Genomic DNA, 19421 nt, shown 5'->3' on the forward strand with positions numbered 1-19421 from the left:
CCGGACCCCGAGGGCTCCGGAGGCTGCCGGGGCTCAGTCCGTCACGTCGATCTCGACCCGGTTCGACTCGGTGCCGGACGCCGTGACCACCTGCACCTCGACCACCCCCGGCTCCACCTCCACCGGCACCGGCACGGTCAGCACGGTGTCGGTCGGGTTGGCGAAGCCGCCCGGGACCGGGACCAGCGGTACGTGCACGTGGACCGGGCCGATCCGCACGACCATCCGGGCCAGCCGGTCCGGGCCCCCGGCGCCGGGCGGCACGAATCCCGCGCCGCGGATCTCGATGTCGTCACCGGTACGGATCGGCGCGTCCAGATCGCCCGCCTCCCGGGCCCTGACGACCGAAAGCACCACGGGCCGGCCGGACTCCGTGTACTTGCCCGCGAAGTACGCCGCCGCCGAGACGGCCACCAGCAGGGCCAGGCCCCAGGGCAGATCGGGCAGCTGCTCGGGCCGCCGGGCGAGGCGGACCCCGGCGAAGAGCACGGCGACGGTGGACACCAGCACGTACTGCACATCGGTGAAGCCGCCGCGGCCCGCGTCGTCGGTGAGCAGGTCGGCGGCGCGCGGCCGGTCGGCCCGCAGCTTCTGGAGCCGTCCGGACAGCACCCGTACGCCCACCACCCGCCGGACCACCACGGCGATGGCGCACACCAGCGCCAGCACGGTCACCACCCCGGCGCCGCGCGCCAGGTCCAGGCCCTCGATCAGCGCGTCGCGCTGCGCGTGGCGGGAGGCGACCGCAAGCTGGAGCGCCAGGACGAGCACGGAGAAGACCGCGAGCAGCACCCAGGACGCGGCGACCGCCCGGGAGGTGGAGAGCCGGTTGTCCTCACCGATCAGCGGGGCGAGGAGTCCGCCGCGCCCCCGGTGGACGTGGGCGGCCCCGGTCAGCAGCCCGGCTGTGACGAGTCCGGCGACCAGGCCCGCGGTACGGGCATGGCTCCAGCCCGCACCGATCGCGGTGGCGGCCTCCGCGAGGGCCAGTACGGCGACGGCGCCCCACACGATGAGCAGGGTGCGCTGCCACACCCGGTACAGCCAGGCGTCGCCCGCCTCCCGGCCCCGGTCCGCGACGGCGCGCGCGGACTGCGTCAGCTCGTCGGAGACCCACTGCCGGGTCGCGGAGGGCGACTGGGCGACGGCGGCGGGCAGCCCCTGACCTGCGGCGAGCCCGTCCCGCTTGGCCAGGAAGGCGGCCACCGCGCGCCGGTGTCCCTCGCGCGCTCCGTGCGGGCAGTCGCCGCACGTACAGCCTCCGCCGTGTGCGCTTTGTCGTGCCTCGTCCAACGCCACGGAGAACGCCGCCCTTTCCCGCCCCGGTACAGCCGCGGTCAATCCAACTCGGCTGTGATTGCTGCGAATTGTGCCGTACCGGACGGGGTACTCCCGCATCGGGGCGCATCGGGCGGGTGGCTTCGTCAGAACGTTCGAGCGATGCGCTGCCACTGCGGCTGGTAGTTGATCCAGGCGACCAGGTCGCTGCCGAGCTGCTCCCGGGTGGTGAGCGCGTCCCGGTGCTCGATCAGCACCGGCTTCCCGGCCGCCCGCGCGGCCAGCTGCACCTGGCAGGACCGCTCCAGCGTGAGGAACCACCAGGCCGCCGCGTCCACCGAGTCGCCCACGGTCAGCAGCCCGTGGTTGCGCAGGATGACCGCCTTGCGGCCGCCGAGCGCGGCGGCGATCCGGCGCCCCTCGTCCTCGTCCACGACGACCCCCGTGTACGCGTCGTAGAGGGCGTGGTCCTCGTAGAAGGCGCAGGACTCCTGGGTGATCGGCTCGATGAGCTCCCCCAGTGCGGCCAGCGCGCGCCCGTGCACGGAGTGGGTGTGCGCGACGGCGACGACGTCCGGGCGGGCCCGGTGCACCTGGGCGTGGACGGCGAACGCGGCCTGGTTGACGTGGTGGCGGCCCTCGACGACCTGCCCCTCCCCGTTGACCAGGATCAGCTCCTCGGGGCGCAGCCCCTCGAAGGGGGCGCCGAAGGGGTTGACCCAGAAGCAGTCGGGGAACTCCGGGTCGCGTGCCGTGATGTGCCCGGAGACGCCGTCCTCGTACCCGTACTCACCGAACAGGCGCAGCGCCCCGGCCAGGCGTTCCTTGCGGTGCGCGCGTTCCTCTCCGAGGGAGGTGTGCACGGGCGGCATCGCGAAGTGGAGCTGGTCCACCGGTATGGGTGTGGGCTCTGGCATGACGGCTCCTCCGGGGCTCCCTGGCGCGAGGGATCGGACCTACGGGCTCTGGCGTACAGGATCAGACGTACGGGATCCGGAAGTTACCGCCGGTCGCCGCAGGTGGCCAGAGGTACGACGATGCCGCCGCCCGGAGGACCGGACGGCGGCATCGTCATGGGCGGGCGGGTGGGACTACTCCCACTCGATGGTGCCCGGGGGCTTGCTGGTCACGTCGAGGACGACGCGGTTGACGTCGGCCACCTCGTTGGTGATGCGGGTGGAGATCTTGGCGAGGGTCTCGTACGGCAGTCGCGACCAGTCCGCCGTCATGGCGTCCTCGGAGGAGACCGGTCGCAGCACGATCGGGTGGCCGTAGGTGCGGCCGTCGCCCTGGACGCCGACGCTGCGGACGTCCGCGAGCAGGACCACCGGGCACTGCCAGATGTCGCGGTCCAGGCCGGCCGAGGTCAGCTCCTCGCGGGCGATGGCGTCGGCCTCGCGGAGCAGGTCGAGCCGCTCCTTGGTGACGTCGCCGACGATCCGGATGCCGAGGCCGGGGCCCGGGAAGGGCTGGCGCTGGACGATCTCCTCGGGCAGGCCGAGCTCCCGGCCGACCATCCGGACCTCGTCCTTGAACAGCTGGCGCAGCGGCTCGACGAGCTGGAACTCGATGTCGTCGGGGAGGCCGCCCACGTTGTGGTGGGACTTGATGTTGGCGGTACCGGTGCCGCCGCCGGACTCGACGACGTCCGGGTAGAGGGTGCCCTGCACGAGGAAGGCGACCTCGGGGCCGTCCTCCTGGAGGATCTCCAGCTGGGCCTGCTCGAAGACGCGGATGAACTCGCGGCCGATGATCTTCCGCTTCTGCTCCGGGTCGGAGACACCGGCCAGGGCGTCCAGGAAGCGCTTCTCCGCGTCGACGACCTTCAGCTTCGCGCCGGTCGCGGCCACGAAGTCCTTCTCGACCTGCTCCGTCTCGCCCTTGCGCATCAGCCCGTGGTCGACGTACACGCAGGTCAGCTGGGAGCCGATGGCCTTCTGCACGAGCGCCGCGGCCACCGCGGAGTCCACCCCGCCGGAGAGGCCGCAGATGGCGCGCTTGTCGCCGACCTGGGCGCGGATCGCGGCGATCTGCTCCTCGACGACGTTGGTCGTCGTCCAGTTCGGCTCGATGCCCGCGCCCCGGTACAGGAAGTGCTCCAGCACCTGCTGGCCGTGGGTGGAGTGCAGGACCTCCGGGTGGTACTGGACGCCGTAGAGCCTCTTCTCGTCGTTCTCGAAGGCTGCGACCGGCACGACGTCGGTGGACGCGGTGACGGTGAAGCCCTCCGGGGCGGCGGAGCAGGCGTCGCCGTGCGACATCCACACCGACTGCTGGTCCGGGGTGCCCTCGAAGAGCGTCGAGCCGCTCTTGGAGACGGCGAGCGCGGTACGGCCGTACTCGCGGGCGCCGTTGTCGTCGACGGTGCCGCCGAGCGTGGTGGCCATCAGCTGGAAGCCGTAGCACATGCCGAAGACGGGGACCCCGGCCTCGAACAGCGCGCGGTCGAGCGAGGGCGCGCCCTCCGCGTACACGGAGGAGGGTCCGCCGGACAGGATGATCGCGCGGGGGTTCTTGGCCAGCATCTCGGCCACCGGCATCGTGGACGGCACGATCTCGCTGTAGACCCGGGCCTCACGGACGCGGCGGGCGATGAGCTGGGCGTACTGGGCGCCGAAGTCGACAACGAGGACCACGTCGGTGGTGGTGTCGGGGGCGGCGGGGGGTGCTGCTGGCACGGGGCGGCCTTCCGGCGGTGGAGAGGGGGTCGGTTCTTCCGATTCTACCGGCCGTGGACCATCGCCCCGCCGGACTCCCGTCTCACCATCCGGGCCCGGTGCGAACCCCGGCCGGGAGTGGGTCCATACTGTCTGCCATGCGTCAGCACACGACCTTCGTCTTTACCTATGGCACCCGGCCCGCCGGCTGCCATGGTCGTGCTGCTTGAGCAACTGACAAGCAACGTTCCAGGCGCCCCGGGCCGACAGGCCCGGGGCGTTCTGGCGTTCCGGGCCCGGTCGGTCCGGGGGAGCCGCAGCTACCCGGGAGACCCACCATGAGCAGCACCGCAGCCACCCGCGCCACCGCGGAGACGACCGGCGCGCACACCGAGGAGGCCGCGTCCCTGATCGGCGACGCCCGCGCGCGCATCGACGCCCTGGACGACCGGATCATCGGTCTCGTCCAGGAACGGATGGCCGTCTCCTCGGTCATCCAGGAGGCCCGGATCACCTCCGGGGGCCGCCGGGTGAACCTCTCCCGGGAGATGGAGATCCTCGGCCAGTACCGGGACGCGCTCGGCAAGCCCGGCACCTCCCTCGCGATGACGCTGCTGGAGCTGTGCCGCGGCCGCGTGTGACCCGCCGCGGGGCTGTAGTGGCGTATCCCAGTTCGGGCGGAGTCTCACCCGTACGGCGCGTGACCGGGCCCGCGGCGGCTTCGTTGGTCCCGGTGTCCGTGCCAGCCAGGCACGGCGGTGGAAGGAAACCACGCGTGGCTCCGCCGGGGCGTGTGGCGTGCCGCAGGTACGCCGTGGGACCGCGCACCGGCGTGTGTGACCGGTCGGCAGGGGACAGCAGCCCGGTCCGCAGGGTCCGCCCCCAGGGGCCGGATCCTCGTAAGAACGGCCGGCTCCGGGGACGCCCGGGGCCGGCCGTTCTTACGCGTCCGTTCTTACGCGTCTTACGTGTCCGCTCTTCTGCCTACGCTGCCGCGCGGCGGCGGGAGACCGTGTAGAGGACCCCGCCCGCGACCAGGGCGGCCGCAGCCGCGGCGCCGGTCATCAGGGCGACGGAACCGGTCGCGGCGAGACCGCCGCCACTGGAGTCACCGCCGGTGCTGCCGGAGGAGGACGAGCCGGCCGAGCCGGTGGTGGCTCCGGAATCGGCCGAGCCCCCGGTGGAACCCGTGGAAGCGGTGGAAGCGGTGGAACCACCGGAGCCCGTTGTGGTGCCCGTCGAGGAGGTGCCGCCCGAGTCCGTGCCGCCGTCGCCGTCGCCGGTGGTGGCTCCGGAATCGCCCGTACCGGAGTCCTTGGCGTTCAGGACCAGCGAGGCGGTGTTGTTGGCGGGCTCGGGGTCGAACTGCAGCTTCGGGTCCTGGAGGAAGGGGTTGCGGACGACGACCTTGCCGGACGCCCCCTCGACCACCTTGGTGATCTTCAGCTCGAAGGGCAGCGCGAAGTCGGCGTCCTCGCGTACGGACATCGGGGTGGAGCAGAAGTAGCGCGGGGCCGCGGGCTGGTTCTCGCGGTACTCCCCGGCGGCCGTCACACCCCGGCAGGACTCGGGCTTGGCGACGACCGAGGCGCCCTCGGGGACGGTGACGTCGACCGTGGCGACGTCCTCTCCGGAGCGGATGTAGCCGATCCACGCCGGGCCCCGGTTACGGAATCCGACCTTCACCTCGACCGAGTCGCCCGCCGCGCCCTTCCCGCGGTCACCGTACGCCGCGAAGTCGGCGGTGTTGGAGGTCCGGAAGTCGACGTCCTGCTGGTTGTCGCTCGGGTCCAGGTCGGCGGCCAGGGCCGCCGGGGCCTTGCGCAGGGCCAGCGTGGCGCCCTGTCCGGGGCTGTACTTCGCACCGGCGCGCTGCGCGGCGCGGGCGGCGGAGCCGTCCTCCTCGATGCGGTAGAGGAAGGAGTCGTAGAAGGCGCGCTTCGTGGCCCTGATGGCGGGCGGCTCGGCCAGCGTGTAGGCGACGCCGGGCTCGTAGCTGCCGTCGAAGGAGCACAGGGCGGTGGTCCAGGCGCCGGGGCTGCCCATGCCCTCGTCGGACTCGCTGTACTCGCAGTTCTGATACCGCTCGGTGAACTCCATGCCGCGCGTGTACCGCAGGGTGAGCAGCACGCCGTCGGCCGCGCGGGTGCCGTTGTTCGTGAAGGTGACGGGCACCGGCTGGGTGTCGCCGGTCTTCAGCTCCGTCCTGAACGGCAGCCGCTCCATCGACAGGTCGGGGCCGCCGATGCCGATCCGGGCGGTGAACGAGGTGAACGTGGCCCCGTCCGCCTCCGCGGTGACCTCGATGGCGCCCGTGTCGCCGTTCCGGCTGCCCTTGGCCGCGGTGACGTCGAGCTCCGCGAGGGTCCTCTGGCCGGGGAGGATGCCCCAGTCGTGGCAGACCGCGCTCGCCCCGGTCACGGTGCAGTCGGCGCCGCCCTCCTTGCCGAAGGCCACGTCCGCGACGCCCTTGATCCCGCTGAGGTCGAAGCGGACGGTGTACTCGCCCTGGAAGGCGCCGTTCTCCTCGTCCTCCGAGGGGTTGTTGACCGTGAAGTCGAGTGAGGCCTTCTGCGGCTTGCCCGTCGCCGGGTACGGGTGCAGCGCGGTCTCCGCCGGGCCGCCGAGCGTGAACTCGGGGGCGGCGGCCTGCGCCGGAGCGGTCAGGGTGAGGGCTCCGGCGGCCAGCAGACCGGCGGCGGCGAATCCTCCCGCGGCCCTGCGCAGAGCGGCTCTCGGGGTCGTGCTTCTCATATCGCGGGCTCTCCGGGTCGTGAGGAGCTGAGTGATCGCCTTTGCGGCGACGTGGGTACGACCCCGGGCCCGGGTGAATAGTTGCGCGGCTCCAGATCACGGATCGAGCACATCGCGAGGGGTGACCGACGTCACATAAGGATTTCGTGAACTTCGGGACAACCATCGGGATGCCTTGCAGGTCATGCATGCGGAACCACCGGTCACTTCCGTAACTCGGCTTCACCGGTAGAGCATGAGGGGCTGCACTCGGAGGGGGGTGCAGCCCCTTCTGCTGTCCCGGGTCAGGACTTCCCGGCCTTCCCGGTCTTCTTCGACGGCATCGCGGGCATCCCCAGGAACGGCAGCCTGAGCGCGCCGAAGGCCTCCGCCGGGACGGCCGGCGCCTGCGGTTCGACCGCCGCCAGCCGCTCGTACGGCTCTCCCGCAGCCGGGCGGGGATCCCGCTCCCCCTTGTTCGGCCAGAACGACATGGCCCGCTCCGCCTGCGCGGTGATCGTGAGCGACGGGTTGACCCCGAGGTTGGCGGAGACCGCGGAACCGTCGACCACCGAGATGCCCGGGTGCCCGTACAGCCGGTGGTAGGCGTCGATCACCCCGTCCTCCGCACTCGCGCCGATCGGGCAGCCGCCGAGGAAGTGCGCGGTGAGCGGGGTGCCCATCAGCTCACCGATGTTGGAGCCCGCGAAGCCGTTGATCTCCTCCGCGAGCAGCGTCGCGCCGCGGGTGGCCTCCGCGATCTGGGTCGGGTTGGGCGCGCCGTGCCCCTGCCGAGCGGTGAGCAGGCCCTTTCCTATGCCGCCCGGCTTGCGGTAGGCGGTCAGGGAGTTGTCCAGCGACTGCATGACGAGCCCTATGATCGTCCGCTCCGACCAGCGCCGGTTGGAGAGCGAGCGCATGGCGAGCGCCGGGTGCCTGGCCATGCTGCCGAGCCAGCCGAGCACCCGGTGGGTGCTGTAGGGGACCTGGAGGATGGTCAGCCCGCCCATCGCGTTGGATCCCTTGCCGTAGCGGACCGGTTCGATGTGGGTGTTCTCGTCGGGGTGGATCGAGGAGGTGATGGCGACGCCCCTGGTGAAGTCGGCCTTGGTACCGTGCTTCTTCCGGTAGCGCCGGTCGGAGGCCTGCGCCCCCACGAGCCCCTCGGAGTTGGTCCGGGTCAGCTCACCGAGTCGGGACGAGATGCGGGGCAGCAGTCCCCGGTCCTTCATCGTGTGCAGCAGGGTCTGGGTGCCGTACGTGCCCGCCGCCACGACCACCTGGCGGGCGCGCAGCCGGGTGGGCTTCGCCTTCCGGCGGCGGTCCGTGGGCACGGTGGTGACGCGGTAGCCGCCCTCCGGGTGGTCGGTGACCGCGACGACGGAGGTCATCGGGTGGATGACCGCTCCGGCCTTCTCCGCGAGGTGGAGGTAGTTCTCGTTGAGGGTGTTCTTCGCGCCGTGCCGGCAGCCCGTCATGCACTCGCCGCACTCGGTGCAGGCCTTGCGGGCCGGTCCCGCGCCGCCGAAGTACGGGTCCGCGACCGTGCCGCCGGGCTTGGCCCGCGCCGCACCGTCGGCGTCCTTGCCGTCACCGAAGAAGACGCCGACCGGGGCGAGATGGAAGGTGTCCCCGACGCCCATCGCCTCCGCGGCCGCCTTGAGGTGGACGTCGGAGGGGGTCGTCGTCGGGTTGAGCCGGACCCCGAGCATCCGGGTGGCCTGGTCGTAGTACGGCTTCAGCTCGTCCTGCCAGTCGGTGATACCCGCCCACTGGCGGTCCTCGAAGAACGGCGCCGGGGGCACGTACAGCGTGTTGGCGTAGTTCAGCGAACCGCCGCCGACCCCCGCGCCGGCCAGCACCATCGCCTTGCCGAGCAGATGCACCCGCTGGATACCGAAGAGCCCGAGGGCGGGGGCCCAGAGGTAGTTCTTCAGGTCCCAGGAGTTCTTGGGCAGGGTGGCGGGGGTGAACCGGCGACCGGCCTCCAGGACGCCGACCCGGTAGCCCTTCTCGCTCAGCCGCAGGGCCGACACCGCGCCGCCGAAGCCAGAACCGACGACCAGTACGTCGTAGTCGTACGCGGCGTCGTCCTCCGCCGCACCGCCGGGTCCGGCCTGATTCCGGGCAGGGCTGTCCTGGGACATGGCACTCCTCCGTACGAAAAGGACAGAAACGCTGAGGTGGTGCGGGGGGGCGGGCGGCCGGGTCAGCGCAGGCGGAAGGCCTTCATCGCCTTCAGGCTGCGGCTCATGAACGCCGCGTACTTCTCGTCGTCCATCCCGAAGGACGGGGCGAGCGGGATCAGCCGCTGCTGGGCGACCGTCTGGGCCTCGGTGTACTTGAGGATGCCCTCGGAGCCGTGCCGGCGGCCGAGACCGGATTCCTTCATGCCGCCCATCGGGGACTGCACGCTGCCGTACGCGGGGGCGTAGCCCTCGTTGATGTTGACCGTGCCGGTCCGCAGCCGGGCGGCGACGGCGTGGCCGCGCCTGCCGTCCTTGGTCCAGACACTGGAGTTGAGGCCGTACGGGGTGGCGTTGGCGAGACCGATGACCTCGTCCTCGTCGCTGAAGCGGTAGATGGAGACGACCGGTCCGAAGGTCTCCTCCGTGCAGACGGCCATCGGCGCCTCGACGCCGTCCAGGATGGTCGGTTCGTAGAACAGCGGGCCGATGTCGGGGCGGGCGACGCCGCCGGCCACCAGCTCGGCACCCTTCTCGACGGCCTCCGCGACATGCCGGCTGACGGTCTCCAGCTGGCGTTCACCGACCAGCGAGCCCATGTCGGCCCCGTAGGCGAGGGAGTTGCCGAGCCGCATCGCCTTCGTGCGGGCGGCGAACCGCTCCACGAAGTCGTCGGCGACCGACTCGTGCACGTACAGCCGCTCGATGGAGATGCAGAGCTGGCCGGCGGAGGAGAAGCAGGCCCGGACGGCGCCCGCGGCGGCCTTCTCGACGTCGGCGTCCTTCAGGACCAGCATGGCGTTCTTGCCGCCGAGCTCCAGCGACACCCCGACGAGCCGGGCGGCGGCGCCCTGGGCGACCTCGCGGCCGGTGCGGGTGGAGCCGGTGAACGAGACGTAGTCGGCGTGCTTGACGACCTCGGGGCCGACCACCGGTCCGTCACCCAGCACGACCTGGAACACCTCCGCGGGCAGCCCGGCCTCGATCAGCAGGTCACGGGCCCACAGCGCGGTCAGCGCGGTCTCCGTGTCGGGCTTCATCACGACGGCGTTGCCGGAGACGAACGCGGGCAGCGCGTCACCGACGGACAGCTCGAAGGGGTAGTTCCACGGCGCGATCTGGCCGACGACACCGCGCGGCTGACGCAGCTCGGTGACCTTGGTGAGGGTCGGTACGACCCCGGTGTGCCGCTTCGGCTTCAGATACGAGCCGGCCTTGCGGCCGTAGTGCCGGGCGGCGACGGCGACGGCCTGCACCTCCTCGTGGGCGTGCAGGCGGGCCTTGCCGGTCTCCAGCTGGATGAGGTCGAGGACCTCGGACTGGCGGCCGAGCACCAGGTCGTGGAAGCGCAGCAGCACGGCGGCCCTGGCCCGGACGGGCGTCGCCGCCCAGGCGGGCTGGGCGGCGCGGGCCCGCTCGAAGGCGGCGGCCACATCCTCGGGGGTGGACTCCGGCAGGTCGGCCAGCTTCTCCCCGGTGAACGGGGTGTGGTTGGCCGTACGGCCGGAGCCGGCGACGCCACGGGTCAGCTGGGCGATCACCTCGGGGGTCACGACGTCGGCGGCCGTGCGCACGCCCGCGGGCGCCGCGGCCACCGGGTTGGTGCCGACAGCGGCGGCGGAGGTGGGCGTGGAGGCCTGCGAGTCCGTCATGAGGGCGAGAGTACGTCCAGCCGGATGCTTTGGGTACCCGTGGGTAACGGCTTTTCACAGTCCCCACAAGAGCCCTCCGCGAGGACCCGCCGATCGAGCCAGTGTCCACTGGCTACGTAACCGCTGATCAGGGGCTATCTCCTGGGCCGCTGGTCAGGAGGAGCGGATCTCCAGCCCCTTAGCCACCTGTTCGAAAATCTTCTCGCCGTCCTTGGCCGCCTGGCCCGCGCCGGGCATCTCGACCCGGATCTGCCAGTACGCCGACTTCTTCGTCGGGCCGGGAATCCACAGCTCGTGGTAGCGACGGCGCAGCGGGTCCTCCTCGTCGGCGGCGGAGGAGGGCACGTAGTCGACGGTGCTGTCGAAGCCCGCACGGCCCTGGTGGGTGATCCTCTTGTACGTGACGGACACGTCCGTCATCTCGTCGCCGTCGCTGCCGCCGCCCTCGTAGAACTTCTTGAGCGCGGTGGCGTCCGCCGGCCGGTCGTTCGCGTCGCTGGGATCGTGCGCCCGGTGCCAGAAGTCGATGTCGAAGACGCCGCCTGGGTCCCTGAACCAGACCAGCCCGGAGTCGCTCTGCTCGTTGCGCTGGTACTCCCCCGGGACCGTCACATCCGCCTTGAGCACCTCGTTCTCCGGCCTGACCTGCCAGCCGTCCGGCAGCCCGCCGCCCGTGAACGGGTTGACCAGGATCAGCACCAGTGCGAGGACGAGGACGAGCAGACCGCCGCCGAAGCCGTACAGGGCCCGCCGGTTGCCGTGCAGCACCGGAGGCAGCCAGCCGTTCCAGGTCCCGCTGCGGGCACCGCCCACGAGCCGGGTGCCGGCCGGAGCGGAGGCGAGGGACTCCAGGGTCTGACGGGCCTCGGCAGCCGAGGGCCGCGCCGAGGGGTTCTTGCGCAGCAGCTGCATCACCAGCGTGCCGAAGGCGCCCGTGCCCCGGGCCGGCATCTGCGGCTCGGCGGACAGGACGGCCTGGAGCGTGGCCGGGGTGTGCGAGCGGCGGTACGGGGAGACACCCTCCACCGAGGCGTACAGCACCACCCCCCAGCGACCAGAGGTCGGACTCGGGCCCCGGACGCTGCCCCAGTGCCCGTTCCGGGGCGATGTACTCCGGCGAGCCGACGAACGCGCCGGTCCCGGTCAGCGTCTCCTCGCCCTCCACCTGCGCGATGCCGAAGTCGGTGAGGACGACCCGATCCCCGCGTCCCAGCAGCACGTTGGCCGGTTTGACGTCGCGGTGCAGCACGCCCGCGCCGTGGGCGGCGATCAGCGCGCCCAGCACGGCGAGGCCGATCCTCGACGCCTCGCGCGGGTCGAGGGTGCCGTCCTGGAGCAGGTCGGCCAGCGACTGGCCGCGCACCAGCTCCATCACGATCCACGGCTTGGCGTCCTCGATGACCACGTCGTGGACGGTGACGACCGAGGGGTGGTCGATCCGGGCGGCCGCCCGCGCCTCGCGCTGCATCCGCAGGGGCGCCACCTCGCGCTCGCGCGCGCCCAGGTGGTCCGGGAGCCGGGGCTCCTTGACCGCGACATCCCGTTCGACGACCTCGTCGTGGGCGCGCCAGACGGTGCCCATCCCGCCGTCACCGAGCCGGCCGACGAGCCGGTAGCGGCCGTCGAGGAGACGGCCCGCGCCCTGGTCCGGGACCCGTGCCGGCGGGACCCGCTCGGTAGGCGGCCCGGAGGAGGGCGGCGGCGCGTGCGGCGGCCTGAGCGCGTAGCTGGTGGGCTCTTCCCGCTGTCCCCCGTCATACGTACATCCTCCCGGAGGACAAGTCAGGTCACCACGGTGACGGTTGAGCGATGACAGACCCGTGACAGTCCGGTCGCGGACGGCTCCGGCCCCGGCCCCGGCCCCGACCCCGATCAGGCGTGGCCGGTCCCGGTCGTCAGCCGGTGTCCCCCGGCGCGCGCCAGCCGCGCAGCATGGTGTCGAACTGCTTCCGGGTGGTGTCCCAGTCCGCCGCCGGACCCGTCATGTACAGCGCGTACTCCGGCCCGCCGTCGTCCGCGTAGTACATCTGGTCGATGGCGTGCCGCTGCTCGCCGCTGTTCTCGGTCCAGGTGAACTCCCAGAGCGATCCGGGGTGGTCACGGTAGAAGTTGGCGCGCAGGGCCAGGCCCCGGTACTGCGGCAGCCGCTTCCGCAGGCCCGGCTCCATGTTCTGCATGTGCAGGTACGAGCTCTCGAAGTCGGGGTTCTGGTCGATGCTGATCCGGAGGTAGCGCTTCCCGCCGTCCGGGGTGTAGTCGATGTTCGCGCCGTTCTTCCGGCGCTCCCAGCCGTCCGGTACGAGGAGCTTGAACCCCTCCGGGTCCTGGACCCGGTGCCAGCCGGCCGGTACGTCCTTCAGCGTGGGGTCCGGCTTCGGGCCCGGCTTCTCGGAGGGGCCCGGCGAGGACTTGTCGGGAGCCGGGTCCTGGGAACCGGTGCCCGGGTCGGCGGCGCCGCCGCTCGCGGTGCCGGTGTCCGGGCGGTCGCGGTACTTCATCGCGGCGATCCCCCCGCCGACGCCGAGCAGCGCCGCCAGGGCGAGCACCAGCAGGGCCGTACGCCACCGGGCCCGGCCGCGCCGGGTCGCCGGGGCGGGCCCGGCGGGCGGTACGGCGCCGGGGTGGTGCGGCCGGCCCGCGCCGCCCGGGTGCGGCAGCTGCCCCGTGGCGCCGGGGTGCGGGAGCTGGGCCGTGGAGCCGGTCGCGCCGCCGGGGCCCATCGCGCGCAGGGCCTCCTCCGGCACGTGCTGCGTCGGGACGAACTCCTGGGCCGCCCGGGGCTGGCGCCCCTCCATGGCCTCCAGCAGCATCCGCTCGGCCTCAGCGGCCGACGGCCGGTCGTCCGGCTCCTTGCGGAGCAGCGCCGTGATGACGGGGCCCAGCGCCCCGGCCCTGACGGGCACCGGGGGTTCCTCCGCGACGACGGCCTGCATGGTGGATATCGGGGAGGTGCGCCGGAACGGCGAGCTGCCCTCGACCGCGGTGAACAGCGTGGCGCCCAGCGACCACAGGTCGGACGCGGGACCGGGATCGCCGCCGCGGACCCGCTCGGGCGCCAGGTAGTCGATGGACCCGACCAGCTCACCGGTCCTGGTGATGGTCGAGTCGCCCTCTATCGCCGCTATCCCGAAGTCGGTGAGCAGCACCCGGCCGTCCCGGGCGAGCAGCACGTTGCCCGGCTTCACATCGCGGTGCAGCACCCCGGCGCTGTGGGCGGCGCGCAGCGCGCCCAGCACGTGGAGGCCGATCCTGGCGGCCTCGCGCGGCACCAGCGGGCCGGATTCCTCGGCGGCGTCGGCGAGTGACGGGCCGTCGACGTACTGCATGACGATCCACGGCCGGTTGTCGTACTCGATGACGTCATGGACGGTGACCACGCCCGGGTGCGTGATGCGGGCGGCGGCGCGGGCCTCCTTCTGCGTACGGGCGTGCAGCACCACCCGGTCCGCCTCCGCGACGTACAGCCCGGCGGTCAGCTCCTTGACGGCGACGGTGCGGTGCAGCACCTCGTCGTGGGCTCTCCAGACCTTGCCCATGCCGCCGCGCCCGAGGACTTCACCGAGCCGGTATCGCCCGGCCAGCAACAGTCCCGCATCCGTGCCCTGTGATCGATCCACGTATCCCTGCCCCGTTCCTTCGGATGACAGGTTACGGAGGGGAGGTGCGGCCACGGAACCTCGCACCGCTCACGAGATCGCACTGTGATGCTTGTCGCGTCATCCGGTCGCTCTGGGGTCCCGTCAGGTATCAGGGCGTCACGCGGTAGGAAGCGATGGCTTGTTGGTAGATGTCCGAAACCTTGTCGCGCTGGCTCTCCGGGCCGATGACCTGGAGGATGTGGTAACGGCCCTTGACGATCATCGCGAGGTTGCGTACGTACACCTCCCGGCCGGAGCTGTCCTGCCAGGTGAACTGACCCTCCGCCATGGCCTGTCGGCCGACGTCTATTCGGCGCAGCCCGCTCGCGGACGACCAGCTGGAGTCCCGGAAGGGCTTCAACTCGGGTTCCTTGTCGCGCTGGTAACCGAGCGGGTCGGCGCCGTTCGCCTTGACGGTGTCGCGGCCGGGGACGATCAGCAGGGTGAAGCCGTCGCTGCCGTAGTGGACCTGGCGCTCCGTGTTGGCGGGGCTGCGCTGCCACCCCTTGGGCACCCCGACCTCGAAGCCCTCGCCGTCCTTGCGCAGCACATAGCCGGACGGCAGCGCGACGGCGGACCGGCTGGTCTGCGGCTTCTGCTTCCCGGCCGACTCGGCCGGGGGCGGCGCGGACCCGGCCGGTTCACCGGAACCGCTCGGGCGGGCGGAGCCCGGCTCCGGCGATCCGGTCGCCGTACGGGACGGACTGGCGCCCGCGCCGGACTGCGAATCCGACTTGGGCATGAACTTCACGGCGTACACGATCGCCGCGACCAGCGCCAGCAGGATCAGTACGAGCAGCAGCCGGCCGAGCCGTCGCGGCGCGGGCCGCCCGTCCTGCTGCGGGCGCGGCGGGGTGCGCAGCGCCTTGGGGCCCTTGGGCTCGCGCGGCGGCCTGACGGCCCGGGGTTCGCGCGGCTCCGCGTGGACCGGCTCCGCCTCCGTCCGCCCCCTGGACTGGCGGTGGCGGCCGTGCGCGGCGCCGCCCCGGCGGCCTCTGCGCTTGCGGACGAGCTCGCCCCGGCGGCGTACGACGGGCAGCTTGGCCTCGTCCACGGACGGCAGCGGCACCACGTCGAGACCGGCCTCGGGCTCGGGCGCGGAGCGCACGAGGGAGCGCAGCCAGCCGCGCAGCTCCTCGAAGTCCGGCCGCTCGGTCGGGTCCTGCCGCAGCAGCGATTCGACGACGGGCCGCAGCGCGCCGCACTCCTCCGCGAAGGCGGGCGGCTCACCGCAGACCATCTGGACGAGCTCGGCGGCGTTCTCCTCCGGGTACGGGGCGTGGCCCTGGACGGCGCGGTAGAGCAGCGCGCCCAGTGCCCAGAGGTCGGTGGAGGGGCCGATGGGCGGTGCGAGCTGCCAGTTCTCGTGGACCGGTCCGGCCTGCTCGGGCGCCCAGCGCTCGGTGACCGCGCCGACGACGGCGATCCGGGCCTGCCGTGCCCGCTCGGCGGCGAGGGTGGTGGCGGGGCCCCGGTAGGCGGAGGTGTCGCGGTTCCCGGCGACGATCTCGTCCCAGCCGCCCGGAGCGGCCGCCCCGGACTCCCCGGCCCTGGCGGCGGGCTGCGTGGGGCGGACGACGGCCGGGCTGGTGCCCTGGCGGCGGGAGTCGGCCCGCAGGGCGTCCTCGCTGGAGCCGCCGGCCGGGACCGGGCGTCCGGCGCCGGGGCCGTCGTCCCAGGAGCCGGTCAGATGCAGCCGCCGGGGCGGCGCCTGACCGCCGTCGCCGCCGTCACCGTCCTCGCCGTACGGGGCGTCCTGGTCGTCGTACTCGTCGTCGTACGGGACGGCGTTGTTGCCGTAGTCGTACGCGTAGTCGTCGGCCAGCGGGTCGGGCAGCCGCGGACCGGCCGGGCCGGCGCCTTCACGCTGGACCGGCAGCACGCCGGTGTCCCGCGCCTCTTCGTTACCGGCACGGCGTTCCTCCTCGCTGACGCGTGCGGCGGCGGCGCGGGCCCCCGCGCGGTACGCGGCGATGGCGCCCGCACGCGCGGCCCGCGCCTGGGCGGCGCTGCCGGGCTGGGGAGCGGGGAGGGGCTGCGGCGGCGGGCGGCGTACGGACTCCAGCTCTGCGGCGCCGTACGGATACCCGGAACCGCCCGTGTGCGGACCGGACTCGATGGCCGCGGGGCCGCGCGAACCGGGCACCTCGGGCGGACCGTCGGGGCCGGACGGGGTCGCGTAACCGTCCTCGTGATCGTTCTCGTAGTCGTTCTCGTAGTCGTTCTCGTACCCGGTCTCCGGCGCCTGTTCGGCCGTCGGCGGGACGTACGGGCCGGTGGGCCCCGACTCCACGGCGGGGCCGCCGTACTCCCCGTCCTCCTCCGCGTCGTCCTGGCACGGCACCGGTACGTAGCCGCAGAGGGCCTCCTCCGCCGCCCCGGCCGCCAGACCGGTCAGCACGACGCGTCCGTCGTCGCAGACGAGCACGGTGCGCACGGTGATGTTGCGGTGGGTCCAGCCGTGGGCGTGCAGCACGCGCAGCGCCGTCAGGACGTCGGAGCCGATCTCCGCCGCCCGGTACGGATTGAGCGGGCGCTCCGCGAGCAGCGCCGCCAGCGGCCGGGCCGCGACCAGTTCACTCACTATCCAGAGCGATCCCGCCTCGGCGAACACGTCGAAGACCTGGTCGAGCCGGGGGTGGTCGGGCACCTGGGCCGCCGCCTGGGCGGCCTCGATCGCGCGCCGGACCGCCGGATCGGTGGACCGCCGCACCGTGCGCCCGCCGGTCAGCCGGGCCGGTGCGGGCAGGCCGTCGGCGTCGAGCACCTCCGCGTCCACGACTTCTGGTAACGGCACCTGCCGGACCAGGACTTCCTGCCCGCTATAGGTGTCGAACGCCCGGGTTTCCACCAGTTCGTACGCGTCGGACGGGGGCAGCGGAAGGCGGTAGCGGTCGGCAAGCACCCGACCCGCGTAGTCGTCCACGACGCCTCCCCAGAGCGCGCTGTCCCCCGGTCACACAGACCACACCGAACCAACCAATTGTGGTCACTTACCGTGCAATTGACACACGGTTTCGGCTGCGTACGGTCTTCGGGCTCTCACAATACGTGGCAACGGGCGGCCGCGCGGCAGGGTCTGCGCAACCCGGCCCGGCAGCCGTCCTCAGTCGAGCGGCTTGAACGTGTCGAACGCGGTCTCCCGCAGCGTCTTGCATGCCTTGCCGTCCCACTCGTCGACCTTGCAGCTGATCATGATCGAGTAGCCGCGCCTCGCGTCGACCTTGAAGCCCCGGTTCAGTATCCGGCTGCGCTGCCCGTTCTCGTTGCGCTCGAACTGCCAGTCCGCGACGGTCGGGTACCCGTTGTACTCGACCTTCTTGATACCCAGGTGCTGGTACCCGCTGCTGCTCCCGGCAACCGCGCCCTTCAACCCGTTCCAGGCGGCGGCCGCGTCGGCGCCCGGCGAGTTGTTGTAGTCGATCTGGACGCGCGGGAAGCCCTTGTCGATGTTGTAGATGCCGCCGGAATTGCTGCCCGCGATGGAGTTGCGCTCGAATCCCTCGGGCATCGCCATGGTGAAGTGGAACCGCTTGTCGGTGACCCACTTGTACCCGGCGGGCAGCGCGCCCTTGCCGTCCGCGCCGCCTTCGGAGTCGTCCGAGCCCTTGCCGGAGTCGTCCTTTCCGGAGTCGTCCTTGCCCTTGCCCTGACCGTCGTTCCCGTCCTGGCCCTTGTCCTGGTCCTTGCCGCTGCCGCCGCCCTGTTCCGTGCCGCCGGTTCCGGCGGAGGAGCCCGCTGTCGAGGCGCCGGCCGAGGCCGAGGTGCCGTCCTTGCCCTTGCCCGCGTTGTCCTTGCCGGTATCGTCGCCGCCCAGCGAGAGCGCGAGGATCGTGCCGAGCACCGCGAGCACGATGACGGCCGCGATGATCGCCAGGGTGCGGCGCGGCACCACGTCCGTGAGCGACGCCCGGGGCGGGGCGGGCGGGGCGGTGGTGGCCGGACGCGGCGGCGGTACGGCCCCGGAGGCGGACGCCGTGGCCGTGGCGGGTGCCGTGGCGGGTGCCGTGGCGGGCCGGGCCGGTGCGGCGGCCGGGGCCGCGGGGGTCGCGGCGACGGGCGCGGCCTTCGCGTTCCGGGCGGAGCGCAGCGCGCCCCGCAGCCGGTCGCGGGTGCCCTCGCCCGGTTCGCCGCTCTTCGAGGCGGGCTTCGCGGGGGCGGGCACCTTGGGCAGCGCCATCACCTGGGTGGCGTCGGCCGGCGGCACCGGGGCGTCCGACTGCTCGGGGGCGTTGATCACGTCGTTGAGCAGGGCGCGCGCACCGGCGTCGTCGAGCCGCTGCTCGGGGTCCCGGGCGAGCAGACCGTAGATGACCTCTTCCAGCGGACCCGCGTTCTTCGGCGGGTCGAGCGGCTCGGTCATCACCGCGGTCAGGGTCGCGATCGCGGAGCCCTTGTCGTAGGGCGGGCAGCCCTCGACGCTCGCGTAGAGCAGTCCGCCGAGCGACCACAGGTCGGCCGGCGGGCCCGGCTTGTGCCCGCGGGCCCGCTCCGGCGAGATGTACGAGGGTGCGCCGACGAGCATGCCCGTGGAGGTGACGGAGGGGTCGCCCTCCACCTGGGCGATCCCGAAGTCGGTCAGGACGACCCGGCCGTCCTCCGCGATCAGCACGTTGGACGGCTTCACGTCACGGTGCAGGATGCCCTCGCGGTGTGCGGAGCGCAGCACGTCGAGTATGGCCAGGCCCACCTCGGCGGCCCGTCTCGGCGTCAGGACACCGTCCTCGCGCACCGCCTCAGCCAGCGACTTGCCCTCGATGAGTTCCATGACGATCCACGGCCGGTCGTCCTCGTCGACCACGTCGTAGACCGTGACCGCGCCGTTGTTGCGAATCCGGGCGATCGCCTTCGCCTCGCGCAGCGTACGCGTGATGAGACGGCGCTTCTCGTCGTCGTCGATGGCTGTCGGGAACCGCAGTTCCTTGACCGCGACCGTGCGGCCCAACGTCTCGTCGACGGCGCGGTGGACCGTGCCCATACCGCCCCGGCCGAGCACCTCCCCGAGCCGGTAGCGCCCCGCAAGGAGACGCCCGTCCTTGTCCCGTTGGGGCTCCCGTGCCTGCTCCGCCTCCGACATGCGTCCCCTCTGCGATCAACCCGCCCTGGCAGAGCATTCATTGTCCCCTACCCCGGGACCGGTCCTGGTGCCGGGGCCCGGCTCCGCCCCGATGTGACCGGCGGAGGGGAGTTGCTGACAGGCCGACTCCCGGGGCGCCGTTCGCCACCCTGCCGGTGACGGGCGCCGCTAGGGCCTGTCTTCAAACTGCCGTCTGCCGT

Annotated in this window: 10 protein-coding genes and 1 pseudogene; 1 reads left to right on the top strand and 10 read right to left on the bottom strand. The window is 72.7% G+C overall.

Annotated features, from left to right (window positions below):
- Positions 1-33: 33 nt before the first annotated feature.
- The 3 genes from RLT59_RS13870 to guaA form a co-directional block, all read right to left on the bottom strand.
- Positions 34-1299 carry a hypothetical protein gene (locus RLT59_RS13870; protein ID WP_311303699.1) on the bottom strand — a complete coding sequence of 422 codons (1266 nt, stop codon included), beginning with the start codon at positions 1297-1299 and terminating at the stop codon, positions 34-36.
- 125 nt (positions 1300-1424) lie between these two features.
- Positions 1425-2195: a class II aldolase/adducin family protein gene (locus RLT59_RS13875; protein WP_311303700.1), complete on the bottom strand. Its 771-nt coding sequence runs from the start codon at positions 2193-2195 to the stop codon at positions 1425-1427.
- Between the two features lie 174 nt (positions 2196-2369).
- On the bottom strand, positions 2370-3956 hold the full coding sequence (gene guaA / locus RLT59_RS13880; protein ID WP_311303701.1) for a glutamine-hydrolyzing GMP synthase: 1587 nt from the start codon (positions 3954-3956) through the stop codon (positions 2370-2372).
- A gap of 317 nt (positions 3957-4273) precedes the next feature.
- On the opposite strand from guaA, the gene RLT59_RS13885 reads away from it, so the two are divergent.
- On the top strand, positions 4274-4576 hold the full coding sequence (locus tag RLT59_RS13885) for a chorismate mutase (protein ID WP_311303702.1): 303 nt from the start codon (positions 4274-4276) through the stop codon (positions 4574-4576).
- A gap of 343 nt (positions 4577-4919) precedes the next feature.
- Here RLT59_RS13885 and RLT59_RS13890 read toward each other — a convergent pair whose 3' ends face one another.
- The 7 genes and pseudogenes from RLT59_RS13890 to RLT59_RS13920 all read right to left on the bottom strand — a co-directional run bounded on the left by RLT59_RS13890 (position 4920) and on the right by RLT59_RS13920 (position 19221).
- Entirely contained in the window at positions 4920-6689 is a 1770-nt protein-coding gene (locus RLT59_RS13890) for a peptidase (RefSeq protein ID WP_311303703.1), read from the bottom strand.
- A 284-nt stretch (positions 6690-6973) separates the two neighbouring features.
- Positions 6974-8815, bottom strand: a complete 1842-nt coding sequence (locus RLT59_RS13895) for a GMC family oxidoreductase N-terminal domain-containing protein (protein ID WP_311303704.1) — start codon at positions 8813-8815, stop codon at positions 6974-6976.
- 62 nt (positions 8816-8877) lie between these two features.
- Positions 8878-10506, bottom strand: a complete 1629-nt coding sequence (locus RLT59_RS13900; RefSeq protein WP_311303705.1) for a succinic semialdehyde dehydrogenase — start codon at positions 10504-10506, stop codon at positions 8878-8880.
- 153 nt (positions 10507-10659) lie between these two features.
- A pseudogene (locus RLT59_RS13905) lies at positions 10660-12088 on the bottom strand (serine/threonine-protein kinase).
- Between the two features lie 313 nt (positions 12089-12401).
- Complete coding sequence (locus RLT59_RS13910; protein ID WP_311303706.1) at positions 12402-14123, bottom strand: serine/threonine-protein kinase; 1722 nt, start codon at positions 14121-14123, stop codon at positions 12402-12404.
- 130 nt (positions 14124-14253) lie between these two features.
- Positions 14254-17070, bottom strand: coding sequence for a serine/threonine kinase C-terminal domain-containing protein (locus RLT59_RS13915; protein ID WP_311303707.1), 2817 nt, complete (start codon positions 17068-17070; stop codon positions 14254-14256).
- Between the two features lie 180 nt (positions 17071-17250).
- Positions 17251-19221, bottom strand: coding sequence for a serine/threonine-protein kinase (locus RLT59_RS13920; protein ID WP_311303708.1), 1971 nt, complete (start codon positions 19219-19221; stop codon positions 17251-17253).
- Between the last annotated feature and the right edge of the window lie 200 nt (positions 19222-19421).

Source organism: Streptomyces sp. ITFR-6 (genome assembly GCF_031844725.1).
GTDB lineage: Bacteria > Actinomycetota > Actinomycetes > Streptomycetales > Streptomycetaceae > Streptomyces.

Coding starts and splice junctions, on each gene's coding strand:
- RLT59_RS13920 (WP_311303708.1), bottom strand. CDS start 19,221: ATGTCGGAGGCGGAGCAGGCACGGGAGCCCCAACGGGACAAGGACGGG.
- RLT59_RS13890 (WP_311303703.1), bottom strand. CDS start 6,689: ATGAGAAGCACGACCCCGAGAGCCGCTCTGCGCAGGGCCGCGGGAGGA.
- RLT59_RS13895 (WP_311303704.1), bottom strand. CDS start 8,815: ATGTCCCAGGACAGCCCTGCCCGGAATCAGGCCGGACCCGGCGGTGCG.
- RLT59_RS13885 (WP_311303702.1), top strand. CDS start 4,274: ATGAGCAGCACCGCAGCCACCCGCGCCACCGCGGAGACGACCGGCGCG.
- RLT59_RS13900 (WP_311303705.1), bottom strand. CDS start 10,506: ATGACGGACTCGCAGGCCTCCACGCCCACCTCCGCCGCCGCTGTCGGC.
- RLT59_RS13875 (WP_311303700.1), bottom strand. CDS start 2,195: ATGCCAGAGCCCACACCCATACCGGTGGACCAGCTCCACTTCGCGATG.